At 37.8% G+C, this 20,577-nt stretch carries 18 protein-coding genes and 1 pseudogene; 6 read left to right on the forward strand and 13 right to left on the reverse strand.

Features of this window, described 5'->3' with window-relative positions; all coding sequences use genetic code 11:
• The first annotated feature begins 30 nt into the window (after positions 1-30).
• The gene (locus AC0L3Q_RS06330; RefSeq protein WP_473285806.1) at positions 31-1,056 is read left to right on the forward strand and encodes a sensor histidine kinase; all 1,026 of its coding nucleotides are present in this window, start codon (positions 31-33) and stop codon (positions 1,054-1,056) included.
• Positions 1,053-1,826, forward strand: coding sequence for a LytR/AlgR family response regulator transcription factor (locus AC0L3Q_RS06335; protein ID WP_473285807.1), 774 nt, complete (start codon positions 1,053-1,055; stop codon positions 1,824-1,826). The genes AC0L3Q_RS06330 and AC0L3Q_RS06335 overlap by 4 nt, the downstream gene beginning before the upstream one ends.
• A gap of 49 nt (positions 1,827-1,875) precedes the next feature.
• Here AC0L3Q_RS06335 and AC0L3Q_RS06340 read toward each other — a convergent pair whose 3' ends face one another.
• On the reverse strand, positions 1,876-2,490 hold the full coding sequence (locus AC0L3Q_RS06340) for a hypothetical protein (protein WP_473285808.1): 615 nt from the start codon (positions 2,488-2,490) through the stop codon (positions 1,876-1,878).
• A gap of 32 nt (positions 2,491-2,522) precedes the next feature.
• Positions 2,523-2,765, reverse strand: a complete 243-nt coding sequence (locus AC0L3Q_RS06345) for a hypothetical protein (RefSeq protein ID WP_473285809.1) — start codon at positions 2,763-2,765, stop codon at positions 2,523-2,525.
• A 382-nt stretch (positions 2,766-3,147) separates the two neighbouring features.
• Here AC0L3Q_RS06345 and AC0L3Q_RS06350 point away from each other — a divergent pair, with 382 nt between their 5' ends.
• Positions 3,148-4,776, forward strand: coding sequence for an amidohydrolase (locus AC0L3Q_RS06350; RefSeq protein ID WP_473285810.1), 1,629 nt, complete (start codon positions 3,148-3,150; stop codon positions 4,774-4,776).
• Positions 4,777-4,871: 95 nt separating this feature from the next.
• On the opposite strand, the gene AC0L3Q_RS06355 is transcribed toward AC0L3Q_RS06350, so the two are convergent.
• From AC0L3Q_RS06355 to AC0L3Q_RS06365, 3 genes are all read right to left on the reverse strand, one after another.
• A complete protein-coding gene (locus tag AC0L3Q_RS06355) occupies positions 4,872-5,645 on the reverse strand; it encodes a hypothetical protein (RefSeq protein ID WP_473285811.1) in 774 nt (257 codons plus the stop codon).
• A gap of 120 nt (positions 5,646-5,765) precedes the next feature.
• Entirely contained in the window at positions 5,766-6,227 is a 462-nt protein-coding gene (locus AC0L3Q_RS06360; RefSeq protein WP_473286906.1) for a hypothetical protein, read from the reverse strand.
• Positions 6,228-6,238: 11 nt separating this feature from the next.
• Positions 6,239-6,481, reverse strand: coding sequence for a hypothetical protein (locus AC0L3Q_RS06365; protein WP_473285812.1), 243 nt, complete (start codon positions 6,479-6,481; stop codon positions 6,239-6,241).
• 38 nt (positions 6,482-6,519) lie between these two features.
• On the opposite strand from AC0L3Q_RS06365, the pseudogene AC0L3Q_RS06370 reads away from it, so the two are divergent.
• A pseudogene (locus AC0L3Q_RS06370) lies at positions 6,520-7,007 on the forward strand (YkgJ family cysteine cluster protein).
• 75 nt (positions 7,008-7,082) lie between these two features.
• Here AC0L3Q_RS06370 and AC0L3Q_RS06375 read toward each other — a convergent pair.
• The 8 genes from AC0L3Q_RS06375 to AC0L3Q_RS06410 form a co-directional block, all read right to left on the reverse strand.
• On the reverse strand, positions 7,083-7,766 hold the full coding sequence (locus AC0L3Q_RS06375; RefSeq protein ID WP_473285813.1) for a Lipl32 family lipoprotein: 684 nt from the start codon (positions 7,764-7,766) through the stop codon (positions 7,083-7,085).
• Positions 7,767-8,003: 237 nt separating this feature from the next.
• A complete protein-coding gene (locus AC0L3Q_RS06380) occupies positions 8,004-9,083 on the reverse strand; it encodes a DUF6620 family protein (RefSeq protein WP_473285814.1) in 1,080 nt (359 codons plus the stop codon).
• A gap of 32 nt (positions 9,084-9,115) precedes the next feature.
• A complete protein-coding gene (locus AC0L3Q_RS06385) occupies positions 9,116-10,156 on the reverse strand; it encodes an SPFH domain-containing protein (protein ID WP_473285815.1) in 1,041 nt (346 codons plus the stop codon).
• A gap of 20 nt (positions 10,157-10,176) precedes the next feature.
• Positions 10,177-10,944 carry a hypothetical protein gene (locus AC0L3Q_RS06390; protein ID WP_473285816.1) on the reverse strand — a complete coding sequence of 256 codons (768 nt, stop codon included), beginning with the start codon at positions 10,942-10,944 and terminating at the stop codon, positions 10,177-10,179.
• Positions 10,945-10,964: 20 nt separating this feature from the next.
• On the reverse strand, positions 10,965-11,165 hold the full coding sequence (locus tag AC0L3Q_RS06395; protein WP_473285817.1) for a hypothetical protein: 201 nt from the start codon (positions 11,163-11,165) through the stop codon (positions 10,965-10,967).
• 96 nt (positions 11,166-11,261) lie between these two features.
• Positions 11,262-11,945 (reverse strand): Lipl32 family lipoprotein, encoded by a 684-nt coding sequence (locus tag AC0L3Q_RS06400; RefSeq protein ID WP_473285818.1) that lies wholly within the window; start codon positions 11,943-11,945, stop codon positions 11,262-11,264.
• Between the two features lie 85 nt (positions 11,946-12,030).
• The gene (locus AC0L3Q_RS06405) at positions 12,031-12,327 is read right to left on the reverse strand and encodes a zinc-ribbon domain-containing protein (RefSeq protein ID WP_473285819.1); all 297 of its coding nucleotides are present in this window, start codon (positions 12,325-12,327) and stop codon (positions 12,031-12,033) included.
• Between the two features lie 57 nt (positions 12,328-12,384).
• A complete protein-coding gene (locus AC0L3Q_RS06410; RefSeq protein WP_473285820.1) occupies positions 12,385-12,864 on the reverse strand; it encodes a hypothetical protein in 480 nt (159 codons plus the stop codon).
• A gap of 200 nt (positions 12,865-13,064) precedes the next feature.
• Here AC0L3Q_RS06410 and AC0L3Q_RS06415 point away from each other — a divergent pair, with 200 nt between their 5' ends.
• Positions 13,065-19,631, forward strand: a complete 6,567-nt coding sequence (locus tag AC0L3Q_RS06415; protein ID WP_473285821.1) for a T9SS type B sorting domain-containing protein — start codon at positions 13,065-13,067, stop codon at positions 19,629-19,631.
• 3 nt (positions 19,632-19,634) lie between these two features.
• A complete protein-coding gene (locus AC0L3Q_RS06420) occupies positions 19,635-20,570 on the forward strand; it encodes a PorP/SprF family type IX secretion system membrane protein (protein WP_473285822.1) in 936 nt (311 codons plus the stop codon).
• Positions 20,571-20,577: the final 7 nt, after the last annotated feature.

Here is a 20,577-nt window from a genome sequence, read left to right on the forward strand (position 1 = left end):
TAGCTATTTTTATATACCTAAAATGACGATATGACTGTACAATCACCCAGATTACCCGTAGTTTGGAAACTAGCAATTGTAGTGACCATAGGTGCGGTAATGTTTGGGATTATTGCTATTGGTTCCATGTTTAGAGAACCTCCTGGTTTTAATCCTGTTTTTTTGATACTAAAACTGTTTTTGATATATCTCTGTTTTGAATCGATTGTTCAATTTCAACAAAGAGTGTGGACAAAAAAATTGAATAATGTTTTGATTTTTTTGGGGAGTGTAGTTTTTGGGACAACAGTATATACAGTCTTGTTTTATTTTTACAAATGGTTAGATCATCTTGTTTTGCATAGCGAGGTTCCTATGCTGCAGCATATGGTTTTTGCTGCTTTTATAGGTTTAGCTATTTCGGCAATAATCAGCTTAATTCTTATTGCGTCTAACTGGAAAAATCAATATTACTTATCCCAATTGGAGAATGAAGAGTTTAAGAGAGAAATAGTAAAAGCAAATTTGGCGATTCTTAAAAATCAATTAGATCCTCATTTTATGTTCAATAATTTTAATACGTTATACTATTTAATTGATGAAAACACTACACTGGCTCGACAGTTTTTAGAAAATATATCATCGGTATATCGGTACATTTTGCAGTATAATGATCAGGCATTGATTCCTATATCTCAAGAATATCAGATGGTAAAACAGTATTTGGGATTACTTGAATTGCGATATAAAAGTGCGTTAAGTATCGATATTAATGTGGATGCTGAAATGCTCAAACATAAAAACGTACCTCCTCTGGTTTTGCAGCAACTGGTGGAAAATGCAATCAAGCATAACAGGATAGATGAACATTATCCTTTGACTATTGGTTTTGAAGTTTCTGAGGATTATTTTACCATAAAAAATAATACAAACCCCAAACGTTTGTTAAAAACTACAGGAACAGGTTTGGACAACATCAAAAAACGATATGGTTTTCTTTCGAACCAAAAAGTCATAATAATTGAGAAGGCAAGGGAATTCGAAGTATCCATCCCTTTATTAAAAAGTGAACAATGAAGCGTAACGCTGTACTTATAGAAGATGAAACCGCAGCAAGGGATCATTTTATAAAAACTCTGGGGCAGATTACCAGTGATATCAGAATAATCACATCGATAGCTTCTGTAGAAGATGCGATATCTTGGTTTACCACAAACCCTTCTCCTGATTTGATTTTTATGGATATTCAATTGTCGGATGGGTTATCTTTTGATATTCTTCAAGAGATAGAAATCGAAGTCCCTATCATTTTTGTAACGGCATATGATCAATATGCGATTCAGGCATTTAAAACTACAGGAATAGATTATCTACTAAAACCTATTGTAAAAGATGATCTTGAAAACGCGCTAAACAAATTTTTTAAAACCAGCATTCAGCCTGATGATGAATTGGGGATTAAGAGTATAGATCTGGCACAAAATGTTAGGGGACACTATGGAAAGAAATACAGAGAACGCTTTTTATTGAAGTCCGGTCAGAATATGATACCTGTTACTATAAATGAAATTGCATACTTCTACAGGGATAAATTAGTTTTTGCCCAACTTTTTGATGGTAGGTCCTTTGTATTGGATTATTCTTTACATCAATTGCAGCATATTTTGGATCCCAAAATCTGCATTCGATTGAACCGGCAAATTTTGGTACATATTGATGCCATAAAAGAATTACAGACCGCAAAACCTGGACAGTTAAGGATAACACTACAACCTCAGTTTCACGAAGAAATTTGTTTAAGTCCAGAGCGGTCGAGGTACATAAAACTTATTCTGAATGAAACATAAAACTTAGCAGCTATCATCGTAACCGCTAAGCTTTATGTGTATTATTGATTTAAAAATAAGCATTCGCAATACGTTCTTTCGATTTTTCTAAAGCTACAGCATGAGTTGCTCCCATTTTAGATATTTTTTCAATAGCGTTGCGTACCAATTGTTCGTTGGGGAGAGCCGATGCTAGTCCATTTTTGGCAGCAACTAGTTGTTGGGCTTCTTTCAACTGATCTTCGCTAAGTCTAGCTTTTAATCTAGCTACGGCTTCCGAATATTGTCTGTCAAGTTCCATCCAAGTATTGATATCGATTTTACCTTCACCCAATTCGTCCGTAAGTGCTGCTTGCAATGCCTTCATATGCAAATAATTCTTTTTGTTGATTAATGCAGCATCAAACTTTGCTTGATGTTTGATGTCGTCTATACTTTGTATCACCCGATAATATATGGCTGTGGTGGTTACTGCTTCGTTTCCAAAAGTTTCGTTGTCTTCAATATTGGTCGAAGAAGCATATAAAAATGCAAATACCCCAGGGGATAGTCGGTTCATAGAAAATGATAGGCTAGTGGCCGATTGAGATGACGATTTAGCAGCTTGTGCTACGGTATTTACTACATCTACATAAGCTTCGATAGCCTCTGGACTGGTTGCAGGTTGTACCACCGTTGGATCCATTGCTTTGATAGCTGCTTTGAGAGAGGAGGTAACTACTTCTGCGATTTTATCCAGGCTAAACTGACTGGTATATTCTGTTTTGATAGCTGAATTGTAATCGATTTGTCGAGGGTCTGTAATTTGTGCATCGGATAAATGACTTTCAATTTTAGAAAAAAACGCTCTTTGTGTGCTCCTTCCTGAGCGATAATCATTGCTTCCAATTTCTCGATCTGTTCTTTTGCCTTTACTGTTTTGTCGGCAACGCGTTGTACTTTTGCTGTTCTACATGCCATGGTTTTCAGTATTTACTTCCTACTCTTTTGGCTTTTCGGATTGCGCCTCGTTGTTTTTAAGTGGTTTCTGAGCTCCACAAATAGAGATAATTTGTGTTCTCAAAAGTATGGCGCCAAGGAAAGGCGAACAAGACCATAAATACTTGATTTGTAATACCGTATTTATACGGATTGGGTGAGAATTATACGTTGTTTAATACATTGTTTTGCTTTTATTTTTTTGATCAAAAATTTAATAAGTAGCCTATATTTTGCAAGAGAAAGTTTGTTGGGGATCACGCAGATGTAAGATTGTTGCATGACTTTAATTAAGAAAACCTTAACGATGTCAATTATTGCTTATCCCTATTTTTAGCCTCGAAAATCACAACTCAACTCAATTATGAAAAAGATTCTTTTTTTAGGTGTTAGTACCTTACTCTTCATTTCTTGTCAGCAATCAATAGAGGTGGATATGGTTGTTACTAATGCAAATGTATACACAGTGGATGATGGTGCTAGCAAAGCCCAAGCCTTTGCGGTCAAAGATGGTAAATTTGTTGCTGTTGGTAGTACTGAGGAAATTTTGAATACCTATACATCCACCAAAACCGTAGATGCCGCGGGAAAAACTATCCTTCCTGGCCTTATTGATGCGCATTGTCATTTTTATGGACTAGGGATGCAACAGCAGAAAGTGGATTTGGTAGGCACCAAAAGTTACGATGAGGTTTTGGATCGCATAGTATCATTTCAAAAGCAAAAAAATGTTTCCTTCATCACAGGTCGTGGATGGGACCAAAACGATTGGGAAGTACAAGAGTTTCCTACCAAAGAGAAATTAGATAGTCTTTTCCCAGACACACCGGTTGCTGTACGTAGAGTAGATGGACATGCGATGCTGGTCAATCAAAAAGCACTGGATATGGCTGGGATAACTGAAGCGACAAAGGTGCCTGGAGGAGAAGTAATTTTAAAAGATGGGAAACCTACCGGAGTACTAGTAGATACCCCAATGAAAATGGTTGATAAGGTGGTTCCAAAACCAACTGTTGAGGAACAAGTGCAAGCCTTAAAGGATGCCGAAAAAATTAACTTCGGATTTGGGTTAACTACAGTAGACGATGCGGGGTTAAGCCCAGAGGTGATTTCGATGATCGATAGTCTGCAAAAAACAGGAGAATTAAAAATCAGAATGTATACTATGGTTAGTAATGTACCAGAGTATGTAGATTACTACTTGAAAAAAGGAGTTCATAAAACAGATCGGTTGAATGTATCTTCTTTCAAGGTGTACGCAGATGGTGCTTTGGGATCCAGAGGAGCTGTCTTAAAACAACCTTATAGTGATAAGCATGATCATCATGGAGCAATGGTTATTGGAGTAGAAGATTTTAAAGCTTTGGCTAAAAGATTGGCGGACTCTCCTTTCCAGATGAATACCCACGCCATCGGAGACTCTGCCAATGCAGTGGTGATGAAAACGTATTATCATGCGCTAAAAGGAAAATCCGATCGCAGATGGAGAGTCGAGCATGCCCAAGTGGTAGCTCCAGAAGAATTTGAGATACTAAATAATAACCTGGTAATGAGTGTACAACCTACCCATGCAACAAGCGATATGTATTGGGCAGACGAACGCTTGGGAGAAGAACGTATCAAAGGAGCGTATGCTTATAAGAAATTATTGGAAAAAACAGGAACGATCGCCTTAGGAACTGATTATCCGGTAGAGAATGTGAGTCCGTTCTATACCTTTTATGCTGCCGTGGCCAGAAAAGATCTAAAACAATATCCCGAAGGTGGGTTTCAGAAGGAAGATGCACTTACCAGAGAAGAAACCTTAAAAGGAATGACATTGTGGGCAGCATACAGTAATTTTGAGGAAAACGAAAAAGGAAGTATTACCAAAGGTAAATTTGCTGATTTTGTAATTCTTGAAGAGAATATTATGGAAGTTGAAGAAGATAACATACCCAATATAGAGGTGAAAGCGACTTATCTCAACGGAGAAGAAGTGTATAGCAAATAGGAGGAGCCCATTTGCAGCAACAAAAAGCTAGAAACAACTAAATGTTTCTAGCTTTTTGTTTTATATGATGTGTTTAGATATTGAATGTCTATGTATTATCGACCTCCATTAGCTCTTAGATCGGCAATGCAAAGTGGATCAAGTACTGGTATCTCATCTCCCAATCCCATCATACCACTGCCAAATTCGATAGCAGCTTCCATCAAGCAACTCTCTACATTGCAATGACCACTATTTTCCTCATCTTCATGAGCAGATTGTAAAGGAGTCCCAATATTAACCAGTCCCATAAGGTGGGCAAATTCATGATTCAGTGTAGCCGTTTCTATACTACTTAACAAAGGAGCACCTGGGCGAGTACTCAACTGTCTCAATGTTCCTTCATAAATAACCATAGATGTATTGCGATAAGCAGATCCCAAAGTCACTTGTTGGTTGCTGTCTTCTTCGTTTCCACCATCAGCAAAATACACGTATACCGTAATCTCATCACCTGCATTAAATATAGATCTTGTGTTGGCCTCGATAGCCGCAATTTCTTGTATAGTAAAAGGAGCTTGATTTGAAGAAGGTACAGAACGCTGATTAATTACAATACCATCAGGCTTAAATAGTCGTTCTTCTAGAAACTGTCTAAAAGCGTTAACAGCGGTAGTCGTAGGTTCAAAACCTTGTACAGAAACCATTTCTACAATCAAACTATTAAAGTTGGTACTACTCAATAAATCATTAGCAGAGCTACCCAAAGGTTGCTGGTTGCTAGCAGGTATCGCAGCAGTTTCTAGAGAGGTGTTGTCATCATCATCAGAACAACTAATTAAAATAAAAGAAGAAAATAATAGATATGCTAAAAGCTTTGTGATTTGCACGAGACTTAGTTTTAGTTAATACTTTGGTTACCTAGATGATGGATATAGATTATGCTTTAAAAAACGCTATAATCCAGATCATGTGACAAAAACATAAATCGCCACAAAGACTATACCATGTTAGGCATTCAATAAGGTAAACTTGGCTAAATAGTCGTTATTTTCCCCTTCGACTAACAATTCGCACAAAAAGCCATGTGCATTTGCGGCATTTTGTAAGGTGTTATAATCAATGTATAACCAATCAAACCAGTCTGTAGTTAATGCTTTATAGGTCATCTTGTAACGCATCTCACCATAGTAAGCTGCTGTAGGATCTACCCAAAAACCACCATCTTCATCAGTAAATAAATAGGAAATGTCAGAAGAGTCGATGAGTACTTGTCCGTTAGGAGTCAAAAGTGTTTTGAGATGAACAAAAAAGCGATCGATCTGATCCAAACGACCAATGATGCCACTACCATTCATCAAAAAAAGGAGCGTATCATAGGTTTTGTCTTTTAATGTGAAGATATCCTGAACCTTTGCTTGTTGTAATCCTCTTTTTTGAGCAATTTCAATAGCTCCTTCAGAAATATCGATGCCCGTAACATCTAGTTTTTTTCTTCCTGAAGGTAAAGACTATGGCTACCTGCTCCACATCCCACATCCAATACTTTGCCATAGGCAAGATCCAATGCCATTTGTTCTATTTTGGGCATATCGTGATACGTTCTGAACAAATAGGAAACAGGAATATAATCATCATCAAAATCCGGAGCATGCACGGTGATATCTTCAGAATAATTCTGATCATAGTAATCTCTAATTGCTGTTCCAAAGATATCTTTGCTCATAATAGTATAGGATAAAAGGTAAATTGTAATTTTGCCTTATGCAAGAATTCATAGATCAATTACCAAAACTGGCCAAAGATAAACATAACGAAAACAAAAAGTTCTTTGCAAAACTCAAAAAAAGCCACCCAAGAAGTTGGATGAAACAATGCAGGTGTTACATGATGAAGAGTTTGAACGTACCGATTGTTTAGAATGTGCTAATTGCTGTAAGACTGCCGGCCCTTTGTTTACAGACAGAGATGTGGAGCGTATTGCCAAGTTTTTTAGGATGAAACCGCAAAAGTTTGAAGAAACGTACCTAAGAAGAGATGAAGATGGAGATTTGGTATTGCAAGAAGTACCCTGTACGTTTTTGGGGGCAGATAACTATTGTTCGATTTATGAGGTACGACCAAAGGCTTGCAGAGAATATCCTCATACCGACCGTAAGAAATTTCAGCAGATTTCGAATTTGACCCTAAAGAACGTAGCGATTTGTCCTGCAGCCTATAATATTGTTGAAAAGATGAAAGCTATGCTATAATACAAAAATTCCCATGCCTTGTACAAGGCATAGGAATAATTTGGAAGTGTGTCTTTTATTCGTTAATTCGGATGATTATAATCCTTTTTTTAAGTCTTCGATAGTTTTTGCCATTACTACTCCAGGTAGTTTAATAGGAGCGGCAACTTGTGCCAAGAATGTACCTTTTACTTCACCAGTTTTGTAAGTAGTAAATCCGATTCTGTATAAACCAACGGTTAACGCTTTTAAAGGATCGCTAGCTTCGCTTTTGTATCTTAAAAGAGAGTTATAGCTACTTCCGCTTGGTTGTTTTGGCATTTCACTACTGTCGTCATTTTTAGCTAATGTAGTCCAGTTAGCCGCTTTTACAGCATCCTCGCTAATTTTATCTTTACTTACAATATCAGAACGTTCTAAAGTAATGTAAGTATCAAAGTAATCGCTAGATCCTGCGTTTTCTGTATATGCAGCAGCTTCAGTAGCTCCTTTGATTTTAGTTTTACCTACAGGAGACATCATTCTAACTCCAAGTTCTGGAGCTACAGCAGGAATCCAAACGTAGATATAATAGAATTTTTTCCCCTCTTTTACCTCGTCTTCATTACCAGGAGCTGCATATCCTAAATAAGATACCACATCAGTATAAGGTACTTTGATGGTTTTTGGACCGATCTTCTTTTCAGTAAGACCTCCAAACTTTTTTAGTTTTTGAGCTTGAGCTGTTGTAGAAAAAACCAGGGCAAATGCACTTAATAAAATTAAGGTTTTTGTTTTCATAATAGTTGAATTAGTTATGTTTATTGATAATTGGTTAGACACACTTATATGATATAAGTAATTAACAATACTAAATATAGACAAATATGAGTTTTTATCTAGGTAATAATACCATTTGTTGGTTAATATATTATTACCAATTAAAAAACAAGATGACCCGATTTTATCTTGTTAAATTGTAGTGTTTTTATAAAATCAGATAAATTTCGAGTCATCTATACAACAACAATAGTTCTTTTAGAAATCGATATCGTCTCCAGCTTTTGCCCCAGCGAACTCAGCATTGTATTTTTCCATAAGTTCCCCCATTTTTAATGCCATACGAGTATCCGTTGCCATTTTGGGACTCCAATGAGCTCCAACAGAACCCCAGTCTGTTACTGTAAGCCCATACTCCTGTAAAATAGAAGCGGCATCTTTTCCTTGTGCAGCCCCCATATTTTGATGACACATAATTTTTATGTATAGCTCAAAATCTTCCATAACATTAGTCAAACTATTACCACTGCTAGTAGTATTGGCTTCAGATTCCTGATTAGTTTCTTGAGAGGCAAACTTTCCTATATTCGAATTTACAAAAGCATCTCCGTACACTTTAGAGATAGCAAATGTAGTGTCTTGAGACATTCTCGTATTCCACTCTGCAGATACTTCATCCCAAATGGGTTTTTCGGTTCCAACAATCTGTAAAACTTCTTCAAGATCCATACCTCCTGCAATTTTAGCATTGGCTGCTGCCCAGGTTTCCATATCAATTCCAGAAATAGGATCCAATAACCCTCCGGCTTCTGCGGCTTCGATATGCGAATCCATTTGGGCGTCTAATTTCGCTTTCTGTTCCTTTAAAAAGTCATCAGCCGCATCATAGGCCTTTTCCTGAGCATCATCGAGTAAGGCTATTCCCCACAAAAAATGTTGTTCATTAGAGAATCCGTATTCTTGAATTTGATCGTTAAACTCTTCCAGGTTATCATCTTTAATATCTTTAATTTCATTAAGAATACTCGTAGCATCATCATGAGAAAGTTCACGAACTTGCTCCGGCATTTCAAATTTATGTACATATCCATATCTTCTAATACCAATTGGAAATTGGTTGTTGAGATCTACCCAATGTGGCTCACTTAAGTCGGGTTTGTATGGCCAAACATCATGATTCTCGTCTGCATCAAGATCCTGAAAAGACAAATCTGCGCATGGCCATGTGGTATAATCATAGTCATGCCAGTCCATACGGTCTAGTACCATTAAATAATCTCGATATTCGTCTTTGTTTTTTCCAGTTACATTTTGGTATAATTCATTCACTGTACTCATAATATTTAATTTTTAATGATTGATTTTTGTTTTTATAATTGAGATAATATTTCCTGTTTTTTCCGTTTGTACTCTTGCTCATCGATTAATCCTGCATCAAACATTTTCTTTAGCTTTTCAAGTTTTTGCATAAGATCATCTTCTGAAGAAGTATTTTGGTTAGAGGAGTTTTGTTGAGGCGAGGAAGCTTGCCCTTGATTGGTTTGATTGTTCATCATGTTACCTAGCATTTGACCCATTCCGAGTCCGGCTCCCATTTGCATGCCAAGGTTACCACCCCCTTCATTTTTTGCCATATTTTTTAAGGCTTCGAGTTGTTGGTAATCCTGATAACTAACACCAAGTTCTTTCATCGCTTGAGCTTCGGCGCTCATATCTGCGATTCTACCAATTCTTGTCCTGGTTTCTTCATCAAAACTGGTACCTTCTATTCTGAAATCCAGTAATTCGAATCCCAAATCATCAAAAATCTGAATACTGGAATTCTTTGAGAAGGATGCTATTTCATTGCGATGTTTGTCAATTTCTATATAGCTGAAAGATGCATTGGCGAGAAAATCACTAATAGGTTGTGTAATTCTGGAAAGTATTACTTTTTGTATTGCTTTGACGGGGTAATAATCATCCCCTGCAATGACATTTGTAAAAAAGTTAACAGGTTTGGTGATCCGGAAAGAAAAGTTTCCAAAGGCACCTAATCCTACTGGAAAATTATATACAGGATCTTTATAGGTTATTGGTGAAGGAGTCCCCCATCGTATATTTTGCATTTCTGCTTTACGGTAAAAGAAGATACCAACTTTGTGAGCAGACTCAAATTTATACATAATGCTTTTGATCGTAGTCCAAAAAGGAATATTACCAGTTTTAAGATCGTAAAGACCTTCAGTTTCAAAAAAGCCTTTTACTTCTCCTTCGTATACAAAAAGGCATCCTTGTCCCGGACCCACAATGAGTTTTGATGCGTTCTTAATTTCGTCCCCATTTTCGGTCCATTTTTCAAAAAGAGTTTCTGGCTTTGGGTGATGCCATTCGATTACCGAACGAAGTTGATTACTAAATGAATTTGACATATCTTTTTTCTTTTATTGGATTACTGGTAGTTCGTTAAAAAAGCTGTTTTGGCTTTCAGGTCTTTCTCGTATCTGTCTTTATAATCAGGGATAATGTCTATGCGCCTTTTTAGGTAAGCTTCTACATATTTTTGATAGTGTATGGCTAACTCTTCTTTGTTGTGGACCTCTGAGTCTCTTAGATAATTTTGAAATTTCAAATACTCATAGTGCAGGTAATGTGTTAAGCCAGCTTCTTCTCCTAAGGCGTGAACTGCAAAATGTTCGATGTTTCTGGCTTTTGTTCCCGGTTCGAATGTATTTACGGTTTGGCAATAGGAACAGGTGCTATAATAGGATCTAAAAAAATTATCTTTTACAGGAAGTTTGGCTTGGCATTGTGTACAACAAAAGTCTTTGGATAAAATGTCTTTAACTTCTTTTATTAGTGTTTTTGCAGCCTCCGAAAAAACTTTTACCTCGTATGATTTTAATTGCTGTTCTAATTCGAATCTAAGAGAAAAGCCTTTGTCCCGTTCTTTATTAAAAGCTGTGGAGCCAAAATCCACACCGACATCTAAAAATGCATCTTCAACTTTCTCCTGCCAGGTATCATCGATTTTGTAAATAAGGTCAGTAGCTTGAGAGTAAATTCCTTGCCATGCATTACTGAAAGTAGTTGTTTCGAAATCTGTTGCTTCAAATAACATGGGCAAGACAGCTTCGGTTTTTTTGAGTATTTCTAGAAACCGTTCTTCAATTTTTTTGAGAAAACTATCCCATCTATGTTGTGTATCACTAAAAGACATTATACTATTTGGATTAAGGATTAATAGAATAGATTCCCACAGAAATCACAATATTGAAGATCTGTGTCCTCTGGTCTTGCCGCTCCGCAGCTTTTACATTTTTTGGTTTCAAGACCAGCGTCTGTTTCTTCGTACTTTTTGGTGGAAGAGACGGCATTAGCAAGGATATCATCCAATAGACTTCTTTCTTCTTTGGATTTTTTGTTGTTCTTTTTTTGCATCTCTACTTTTTTGAAGTGAATTAAAATGTATAGCCCTTATGTTACCAAGTAAAACATAAGGGCTAGTAGGATCAATTGATCATATTCCAAATGGTATTATAACCCCTTCTTTAGATCAGCAATTGTTTTCGCCATCACTACACCAGGTAACTTGATGGGGGCAGCTACCTGCGCTAGAAAAGTTCCTTTTACTTCTCCAGTCTTATACGTTGTAAAACCAATTCTGTATAGTCCTACAGTAAGTGCTTTTAATGGATCGCTAGCTTGACTTTTATATCTTAATAAAGAGTTGTAGCTGCTTCCGCTTGGTTGCTTTGGCATTTCACTACTATCATCATTACGTTCTAACGTTACCCAGTTCGCACTTTTTACAGCATCTTCGCTGATGTTATCCTTACTGATAATATCTGATCTTTCTAGAGTAACATAAGTATCAAAATAGTCTTTAGAACCTGCATTATCCTGGTAAGCCTGAGAAGAAGTAGCCCCTTTTACTTTTGTTTTTCCAACAGGAGACATCATTCTTACCCCTAGTTCTGGCGCTACAGCTGGGATCCATACATAGATATAGTAAAATTTCTTTCCGTCTTTTACTTCATCCTCATTTCCTGGTGCCGCATATCCTAAATAAGAAACAACGTCTGTATATGGTACTTTGATGGTTTTTGGTCCAATCTTCTTTTCTACAGAGCTACCGAATTTTTTTAATTTTTGAGCCTGAGTTGTAACGTTGCTTCCAAAAGTTAGAAGTGCTAGAACAATTAAAATTTTTGTTTTCATTTTTAAAATTTAAAATATTAATTAATAATTGATTAGTTGTTGTTTGCCAGGTATGGCATGATGCTTACAAATACTATAGCAAAGGCTAAAAGTATAAGTCCAATAAAGTGATACCAAGGCGTTTTGATTTTGTCTTTTTTGAAATCTTCAAAACTGGTAAGGAGTTCCTGGTTTTGAATTTCTCTTTTTCAAAAGCTCCTTTGCAATGACCACAGACTGTGTATACTTTTTTTCCTATTGGGAAAAATGGTATCCAAAACACATGGACATATTTTTTGTATCCCTGTACCCACATATTGTTTTGAGTTCCACAATGCGGACAAATTCCGTTATCCAGTTTTTGTGGAGCTATGGTCGAAGAACTTGTTCCAAATATGATCATAGTATTAAGATTAATTAGTTGTCTTTACCAGGATAATGTGGTTAAATAATGGGATGACTAGATGAATAAGAAAGAAGCTACAATCATCCAGGCTCCTACGATAAGTCCTAGAACTCCAAGCTTTCCTTGTTTAGGAGCTAATTTCTCTCTTAGACGTACAGCTTTTTCTTTTGCCGCTTCGTTTTTTGATAAGAAAAATTTGTTGATAAGTCCAAAACCTAGCATGAAACCTAAAATAGCTTCAACCACGTTTCCAGCTAATAAGGTAATCCACCAAATAGGATGTGTAGTCAACCATCCAATGTTCAAGACTGCAGAGATGATTCCCCATACTCCCCAGAAGCAGAAGACTAATCCGATCCATCCTTGATAAGGTTCAATTTTTTCTAATAATTCTTTAGCGTTAGGCTTTTTTGCAAGTAATAAAGAAGGTACTGCAATAATACTCAATAAGATTAAGGTAATTCCCCAAGTCATAATATATCTATTTAAAGGGTTAGTGATTATTTTTTGTGTATTCATTAAAGTTGAAATCATAAATAGACTTCGTTTTGTTACTTCAGAATCACATTACAAAGATGAGGTAGATTGCTCTCCAGAAAAACACCCTTTCTAGTAAAAATAGCTCCCCTGAAAACAGGGGGATATGGATATTAGTAATTCCCGGTTTCTAGTGATTCCTAAAAAGAGGATAGCGGATAATTTTGTGGTGTAAACTCAAAACGCCAAAATGAATTATGGGAAGTATTAGGGGAAACATACTCATAAAAGGTTTTATACTGCTTTTTATTATTAGCACGTCGTATAGTCAGGGTTGTCCAGAAGTACCAATATCTATTTTGGATGGTTCTAATAGTCTAATTGTAAATGGAATCAATCCGCAAGATGATTTAGGATTTTCGGTAAAAGATGCCGGGGATGTCAACGGAGATGGTATAGCAGATGTTATTATTGGTGCTCCTGCTGTTGATAATACGGTAGAAGATGTAGGTGAGGCTTATGTCATTTTTGGAGAATCAGGATTAAGTATTGGATCTTTTGATCCATCTACTTTGGATGGAACAAATGGATTTGCCATAAGAGGAACCAATGCAAATGATCAATTGGGAAAGGCGGTTGATGGAGCAGGAGATTTTAATGCGGATGGGATTGATGATGTAATCATAGGAATTACCCCAAATACGGGTGTAAGTAAAGTCATTGTGGTTTTTGGATCTAATTCAGGGTTCTCATCCTTATACCAAGAATCCGATATTAATGGAACCAATGGAGTAATTATTTCTTCTGATGTTGCTGGGAATCAGTTTGGTGAAGCACTAAGTCGCGCAGGTGATGTCAATAATGACGGTGTGGATGATATTATAATTACCGCTCCACTCGATGATACAGTATTTACAAATTCTGGGCGGTCTTATGTTATTTTTGGTAATTCATCTATTACTAGCATGGATGTTTCGATATTGAATGGAGCAAACGGGTTTTTTATCGATGGGTTTTCTCAATCTTCAGGAACTGGGACCAAAGTAAGTGATGCAGGGGATATCAATAATGACGGGATTGATGATTTGATATTGGGTTTCCCAAATTATAGTGAAGGAACAACTGTAGGAGTAGGTCGAGCTTGTGTGATCTTTGGAAGTGGTTCAGGATTTTCTTCATCAGTTGATTTAACAACATTGAATGGAGTTAATGGTTTTTCTTTTGTCGGAGAAGAAGAACGTGCTGCCCTGGGCTTTTCAGTGAGTACAGCAGAAGATTTTAATAATGATGGAATCACAGATGTTATTATAGGTTCGCCAAGAAAGGATCATACTACAACTCGTGAAATAAGAGACCTTGGAGAAGCTTATGTGATCTATGGGAGAAGCTCTTTTTCTGCATTATTTAGAGTTTCAGATTTAAATAATACTAATAGCGTAACCATTAGAGGAGATGAAGGTTTTGAGCTTTTTTCTCGTTCTGGATCCAACAACTTGGGTTATGCGGTAGACGGCCTCAAAGATGTTAACGGAGACGGGATTACAGATATCATCGTTGCTGCCACAGGCGGGGGAGCAGGGAATCGAGGAGGAGTTTATATCATTTATGGGGCTTCTACTCATCCAGGTCTAATAAGTGCAGATGATGTTTTTGGTACCGTGGGTTATCAAATTTTTGAAGATACGAGATTTGCTAACCAGCGTTTCGGGCAAGCGGTAAGTAACCTTGGAGATTTCAACAGTGATGGGGTTACAGATTTTGCCGTCGGCGCTATTCGAAGTTCTTCCTTCAGATCAGAGAATGGGAGGGCTTATATTTTTTATGGAGGTACTTTTGACCTTGCTGATACAGAACTGCCAACGATTAGTTGTCCATCAAATCAACAACTTTACGCTAATTCAACCTTACCGAATTATATTTCTTTTATTGGAGATGCTAACGATAATTGTACCTATCAAGGAGAACTTACTTTTACACAAACGCCACCACAGGGAACTATAATTAATAGCGATACGAATGTCACTATTACAGTATCCGATAAGAATGGGAACACAAATTCTTGTAGTTTTTCGGTTTCCATCAAAACCACATCCTCTACGATTGCCTGTAACACGCCTTCTTTTCGCGTAAGTGATCTTGATGGTACGAATGGGATTGTATTGTATGGTGAATTTGCAATGGGAAGAACTGGGGGAGGAGAAGAGCTGGATGTAGATACGGCAGGAGATGTGAATGGAGATGGAATACAGGATTTTATTGTCGGTACCACAGGAATGGATACCTCTTTTGACGGCCCTTTTAATAATCAGCGTGTTACCAGAGATGGTTCTGCCTATATTGTTTTTGGGACCGCTAGTGGCTTTCCACCAAATATTGATTTGGCATTGCTGAATGGGACTAATGGTTTTATCGTTCGTAATGACACAGATTTTAGAAGTTTTCCGAGCACAGGGGCTTCCGTGAGTAGTACGGGAGATATTAATGGTGATGGTATTGATGATTTGATGATAAGTGATCCATTTAGAAGCACGAGTTTGGGTTCAGAATTAGGGCATATCTATATAATTTTTGGTCGTAGATCCGGTTTTTCCAGAGAGATCTTGATTTCCAGTTTAGATGGAAGCAATGGTTTTACTGTTATAGGAGTGGATCCTTTTGAAAGACCTGGTTATGGAATAGATAACATTGGCGATTTTAATGGAGATGGTATTGATGACATCGCTTTGTCTGAAGGTTCGGGAAGTAGAAGTACTTTCACCGGAAAATGTCATGTACTGTATGGAACAAGATCTGGATTCCCCGCAGTCATTAGGGTAAACGAGTTAAATGGCTCAAATGGATTTACTATTGTTGGAGATAATGCCACCACCGGTAAAATAGGTTATTATGTATCGGGCTTAGGAGATGTTAATGGAGATAATATCAATGATCTTGTCATTGGTGGACAAAAAGATAGAAAATTTGTGGTGTTCGGGAGAAATACATCTTTTCCTGTAACTCTTGATGTTTCAAGTTTAAATGGTACTAATGGCTTTGCTGTAGAACATAGTTCCGCAACGCTGTCACGAGTGGTTGGAAAAACGGGAGATATTAATGCGGATGGTTTTAATGATATTACTTTTAGTAATCAATATGTCCTGTTCGGAAGGGCTGTATTTCCATCAGTGGTTGATCTAAATACTTTAGATGGTGCCAATGGTTTTACTTTTGATGGAGTTTCCATTAATGGTTTGGAATTTGCAGGTGATTTTAATAACGACGGAATTGATGATCTTATCATCAATTTACGAAATTCGGTTTCTCTACTCTATGGTAAAAGTAGTTGGGACGCTTCCATAACCCTTGCTTCTGCATCTGTCGCAACCATTTCTTTTGGATTAGACTTGGGAGAAGGTAGAAATATTGCAACAAGTCATGCGGGGGATGTTAATAATGATGGTATTGATGATATTATTATAGGAAAGTATAATGTCATGAGCAGTTATGATATAGATGCTCCTGCTCCTACTTTTTTTGTGGTTTTTGGACAAGACATTCCAGATGTTGACCCTCCTCAAATTACAAGTTGTCCAGGTAATCAAACCTTAAGTTCTGGGACGGCTTTACCGGATTATACAGGTTCAGTTAGTGCAACAGATGATTGTGATACGAATTTGGAAATAGTGCAAAGTCCTGAGGCGGGTACAATATTTACTGCTAACACAACAGTTACTATTACTGTTACAGACAATAGTGGGAAACAAGACCAGTGTACTTTTGAGGTAAGAACACCAAACCCTGAAGTCAATCTTTCAGTTTCTGCAAATTCAGGGACAGAAGCAGCAGGTACAGTGATCACGGTAACGGCGACTTCTTCGTCAGCTGTAGTGGGTGCTCAAACTATTGATCTTGCAGCTACGGGAGTTGGAATTACGGCTTCAGATTTCACCTTGAGTAATGCGAGGATTACTATTGCAGATGGTGCGACTGAAGGTAGTGTAACTTTTACGATTGTAGATGATACAGATGTAGAAGGAACAGAAACGGCAACATTAACGATTAGTAATCCCTCAGCAGGTATTACCCTTGGATCGACTACAACACAAGATATTGTGATTACCGATAATGATTCAGCACCTATTCCTGAAGTCAACCTTTCGGTTTCTGCAAATTCAGGTACAGAAGCGGCGGGTACAGTGATCACAGTGACGGCGACTTCTTCGTTAGCTGTTGTAGGCGCTCAAACTATTGATCTTGCAGTTACGGGAGTTGGAATTACAGCTTCAGATTTCACCTTGAGTAATGCGAGGATTACTATTGCCGACGGTATGACAGAAGGTAGTGTAACTTTTACGATTGTAGATGATGCAGATGTAGAAGGTACAGAAACGGCAACATTAACAATTAGCAATCCCTCAGCTGGTATTAACCTTGGATCGACTACAACACAAGATATTGTGATTACCGATAATGATTCAGCACCTATTCCTGAAGTCAACCTTTCGGTTTCTGCAAATTCAGGTACAGAAGCGGCGGGTACAGTGATCACAGTGACGGCGACTTCTTCGTTAGCTGTAGTGGGTGCTCAAACTATTGATCTTGCAGTTACGGGAGTTGGAATTACGGCTTCAGATTTTACCTTGAGTAATGCGACTATTACTATTGCAGATGGTGCAACTGAAGGTATTGTAACTTTTACGATTGTAGATGATGCAGATGTAGAAGGTACAGAGACGGCTACATTAACGATTAGCAATCCATCGTCTGGTATTACCCTTGGAGCAACTACGACCCAAGATATTGTGATTACCGATAATGATTCAGCACCTATTCCTGAAGTCAATCTTTCAGTTTCGGCAAATTCAGGTACAGAAGCGGCGGGTACAATGATCACAGTAACGGCGACTTCTTCGTTAGCAGTAGTAGGCGCTCAAACTATTGATCTTGCAGCTACGGGAGTTGGAATTACGGCTTCAGATTTTATTTTGAGTAATGCGAGGATTACTATTGCCGACGGCATGACAGAAGGTAGTGTGACTTTTACAATTGTAGATGATGCAGATGTAGAGGGTACAGAGACGGCAACATTAACGATTAGCAATCCCTCAGCTGGGATTACCCTTGGAGCAACTACAACACAAGATATTGTGATTACCGATAATGATTCAGCACCTATTCCTGAAGTCAATCTTTCAGTTTCTGCAAATTCAGGTACAGAAGCGGCGGGTACAGTGATCACGGTAACGGCTACTTCATCATTAGCTGTTGTAGGCGCTCAAACTATTGATCTTGCAGCTGCAGGAGTTGGAATTACAGCTTCAGATTTTACCTTGAGTAATGCAACTATTACTATTGCAGATGGTATGACTGAAGGTAGTGTAACTTTTACGATTGTAGATGATGCAGATGTAGAAGGCACAGAGACGGCCACATTAACGATTAGCAATCCCTCAGCTGGTATTACTCTTGGAGCAACTATGACCCAAGATATTGTGATTACCGATAATGATTCAGCACCTATTCCCGAAGTCAACCTTTCAGTTTCGGCAAATTCGGGTACAGAAGCGGCGAGTACAGTGATTACAGTAACGGCGACTTCTTCGTTAGCTGTTGTAGGTGCTCAAACTATTGATCTTGCAGCTACGGGAGTTGGAATTACAGCTTCAGATTTTACCTTGAGTAATGCGACTATTACTATTGCCGACGGTATGACAGAAGGTAGTGTAACTTTTACGATTGTAGATGATGCAGATGTAGAAGGTACAGAGACAGCAACATTAATGATTAGCAATCCCTCAGCTGGTATTACCCTTGGAGCGACTACGACTCAAGATATAGTGATTACCGATAATGATTCAGCACCTATTCCTGAAGTCAACCTTTCAGTTTCTGTAAATTCAGGTACAGAAGCGGCGGGTACAGTGATCACAGTGACGGCGACTTCTTCGTTAGCTGTTGTAGGCGCTCAAACTATTGATCTTGCAGTTACGGGATTTGGAATTACGGTTTCAGATTTTACCTTGAGTAATACTATTATTACTATTGCAGATGGTATGACTGAAGGTAGTGTAACTTTTACGATTGTAGATGATGCAGATGTAGAAGGCACAGAAACTGCAACATTAACGATTAGCAATCCCTCAGCTGGTATTACCCTTGGAGCGACTACGACTCAAGATATAGTGATTACCGATAATGATTCAGCACCTATTCCTGAAGTCAATCTTTCAGTTTCGGTAAATTCAGGTACAGAAGCGGCGGGTACAGTGATCACGGTAACGGCGACTTCTTCGTCAGCTGTTGTAGGTACTCAAACTATTGATCTTGCAGCTGCAGGAGTTGGAATTACGGCTTCAGATTTTACCTTGAGTAATACGATTATTACTATTGCCGATGGTATGACTGAAGGTAGTGTAACTTTTACGATTGTAGATGATGCAGATGTAGAAGGTACAGAAACTGCAACATTAACGATTAGCAATCCCTCAACAGGTATTACCCTTGGATCGACTACAACACAAGATATTGAGATTACCGATAATGATTCGATAGATAACACCAGATATGGATTCTCTCCAGATGGGGACGGGATCAATGAGTTTTGGGAGATCGATACTATAGAGAACTATCCAAATAACAGTGTGTCCATCTTTAATAGGTGGGGAGATTTGGTCTTCGAAATAGAAGGATATAACAACACTTCAAGAGTATTTAGAGGAATTGCTAATCGAAAACGAAGCCTTGGGGGAGATCAACTCCCCGAGGGAACCTATTTCTTCAAAATCAGAACTAGTGGTCCAAACTCCTTAAGGAAAACAGAAGGTTTCCTTGTTTTAAAACGTTAATTCATGAAAAAAAACTATACATTCATAACCCTAGTGGTATTATTGATGGGTTGGAGCACCATGTTTGCTCAGCAAACTCCGGTGTTTGCCAATTATAATTACAATACAGTGATCATTAATCCTGCACATGCTGGTTTTCACCAGAATTCAGAATTTACACTCAGTAATAGAGGGTATGTAAATTCGATAGAAGGGAGTCCAAGAAATATAGGTTTATTGTTCAATTCACCTTTGCGATCCGAAAAAATGGGATTTGGCGCAGGGGTTTTTAGTGATCAGGTAGGGGTGACTACTGCTACCAATATATTTGCTGCATATGCGTATAAATTAATTTTTGATCATAACTATAATCGCGCACGATGGTGGTCGTATAATCCTCATGTTTTATCTTTTGGGATTACCGCTGGCGCGATGATCTATGATGAAAACTTATTAGAGTTGGGGATACAAAATGATCCTAATTTTGCCAACAATATCAATACTACCTTACCTACCTTGGGAGTGGGGATTTTGTATAATAGAAATAAGATGTATGTAGGGTTTTCTGCGCCAAATCTATTAGGGGATGCATGGTCTACAGAGGATAATATTAACCTAGAGATTCCTTACTACCTGTATGCCGGGTATCGTTTTTTTGCTTCACGATTTGAAGAAATATTAATCAACCCCAGTATTTTATCCAAATATGTTTCTGGGGCTCCTGCTCAGTTTGATTTTAATACCATTGTTAGCTATAAAAATAAGATAGAGGTAGGAGCGGGGTACCGCACAAATTCATCGATTAATCTTTTGGCGGGGTTATACCTTTCGGATCACTTGCGTTTGATTTATAATTACAATCAAATGCTAAGAGATGCTCCTGTACAAACTACACATGGTATTATTTTAAGCTATCGTTTGGGGACAGGTTTCAAAAATAGAGGGTTGGCCTCCAATTAGGAAGGCC

Source organism: Aquimarina sp. KJ22-3, from assembly GCF_055808215.1.

Coding starts and splice junctions, on each gene's coding strand:
- AC0L3Q_RS06330 (WP_473285806.1), top strand. CDS start 31: ATGACTGTACAATCACCCAGATTACCCGTAGTTTGGAAACTAGCAATT.
- AC0L3Q_RS06335 (WP_473285807.1), top strand. CDS start 1,053: ATGAAGCGTAACGCTGTACTTATAGAAGATGAAACCGCAGCAAGGGAT.
- AC0L3Q_RS06340 (WP_473285808.1), bottom strand. CDS start 2,490: ATGGATCCAACGGTGGTACAACCTGCAACCAGTCCAGAGGCTATCGAA.
- AC0L3Q_RS06345 (WP_473285809.1), bottom strand. CDS start 2,765: ATGGCATGTAGAACAGCAAAAGTACAACGCGTTGCCGACAAAACAGTA.
- AC0L3Q_RS06350 (WP_473285810.1), top strand. CDS start 3,148: ATGAAAAAGATTCTTTTTTTAGGTGTTAGTACCTTACTCTTCATTTCT.
- AC0L3Q_RS06365 (WP_473285812.1), bottom strand. CDS start 6,481: ATGAGCAAAGATATCTTTGGAACAGCAATTAGAGATTACTATGATCAG.
- AC0L3Q_RS06375 (WP_473285813.1), bottom strand. CDS start 7,766: ATGAAAACAAAAACCTTAATTTTATTAAGTGCATTTGCCCTGGTTTTT.
- AC0L3Q_RS06380 (WP_473285814.1), bottom strand. CDS start 9,083: ATGAGTACAGTGAATGAATTATACCAAAATGTAACTGGAAAAAACAAA.
- AC0L3Q_RS06385 (WP_473285815.1), bottom strand. CDS start 10,156: ATGTCAAATTCATTTAGTAATCAACTTCGTTCGGTAATCGAATGGCAT.
- AC0L3Q_RS06390 (WP_473285816.1), bottom strand. CDS start 10,944: ATGTCTTTTAGTGATACACAACATAGATGGGATAGTTTTCTCAAAAAA.
- AC0L3Q_RS06395 (WP_473285817.1), bottom strand. CDS start 11,165: ATGCAAAAAAAGAACAACAAAAAATCCAAAGAAGAAAGAAGTCTATTG.
- AC0L3Q_RS06400 (WP_473285818.1), bottom strand. CDS start 11,945: ATGAAAACAAAAATTTTAATTGTTCTAGCACTTCTAACTTTTGGAAGC.
- AC0L3Q_RS06405 (WP_473285819.1), bottom strand. CDS start 12,327: ATGATCATATTTGGAACAAGTTCTTCGACCATAGCTCCACAAAAACTG.
- AC0L3Q_RS06410 (WP_473285820.1), bottom strand. CDS start 12,864: ATGATTTCAACTTTAATGAATACACAAAAAATAATCACTAACCCTTTA.
- AC0L3Q_RS06415 (WP_473285821.1), top strand. CDS start 13,065: ATGGGAAGTATTAGGGGAAACATACTCATAAAAGGTTTTATACTGCTT.
- AC0L3Q_RS06420 (WP_473285822.1), top strand. CDS start 19,635: ATGAAAAAAAACTATACATTCATAACCCTAGTGGTATTATTGATGGGT.